Genomic DNA, 1,068 nt, shown 5'->3' with positions numbered 1-1,068 from the left:
CCCAATACAGACCAACGAACCTGTTACAAAGCATGATTTAATGAAGCTTTCCCATTATTTAGAACTGGCAGTCAGTACAACTTTAGAATCCTCCCCCCCCTCATACCTTCTTAGTAATCGTGAAGTCGAAGTCCTACAATATTTAGCTAATGGTCTAGGGTTAAAACAAATGGCACCAAAGATGAGGGTAAGTGAATACACTGTTAGGGATTATATTTCTTCTGCCATTAGGAAATTAGGAGTCAATCATCGTACAGAGGCTGTAGCTGTCGCTATCCGGCACAAGATAATTATTTAAAAGAATATAAAACAAAAAAACCTTCATAGAAGGTTTCAGACTGTAGACAAACTCGATGGAAATCGAGTTTGTCTACAGTTTTTTTAAGGGTTTTAAAAATTCGAACGTTGATTTCCACTCCAGGCACTCGCTTTCCGCGGGCGGTCCGAGCCTCCTCGGCGCCTTTGCGCCTGTGGGGTCTCCCTTGGACGCTTTTCCCGCAGGAGTCTCGCACCTTCCGTTCCAATCAACTTTGTTTTAACAATTAGATTTAACCGCTTTTKCCTACAGTCYTTTTTGTTTTAAAATAGGAGTATTAAAACTTGAGGTGATGACGATGCTTTCGAAACATAATTCTATTCAGCGAGATCAACTTGAAATGATTACTTTGGATCAACTGGTGCCAGCGAACCATWTGGTTCGTAAAATTGAGGCRGCCATTGACTTCACTTTCATTTATGACTTGGTGTAAGATATGTATTCAGAGATAGGGCGCCCAAGTATTGATCCAGTTATTTTAGTTAAATTGACATTCATTCAATATACCTTCGGTATTCGTTCGATGCGTAAAACAATTGAAGAAGTTGAAACGAATATGGCTTACCGTTGGTTTTTAGGTTACGGTTTCCGTGATAAAGTACCTCACTTCTCAACGTTCGGGAAAAATTATGAGCGTCGCTTTAAAGATACAGACCTGTTTGAACAGATTTTTTATCGTATCTTAATGACAGCTTCAGAAAGAAAGTTAATAAGTGCAGAGCACGTATTCGTTGATTCAACACATGTGAAAG

Annotated in this window: 1 protein-coding gene and 1 pseudogene; both read left to right on the top strand. The window is 39.5% G+C overall.

The features are described from left to right. Window positions 1–298 (top strand): response regulator transcription factor (locus tag AC1DUW_RS30140; RefSeq protein ID WP_477644356.1); only part of this gene is annotated, 298 nt, incomplete at its 5' end. A 316-nt stretch (window positions 299–614) separates the two neighbouring features. After that, window positions 615–1,068 (top strand): annotated as a pseudogene (locus tag AC1DUW_RS30135) (transposase); the annotation flags it as partial.

It is taken from the genome of Peribacillus sp. P4_C12, assembly GCF_056402095.1.
This window is presented reverse-complemented; position numbering and strand designations above follow the sequence as displayed.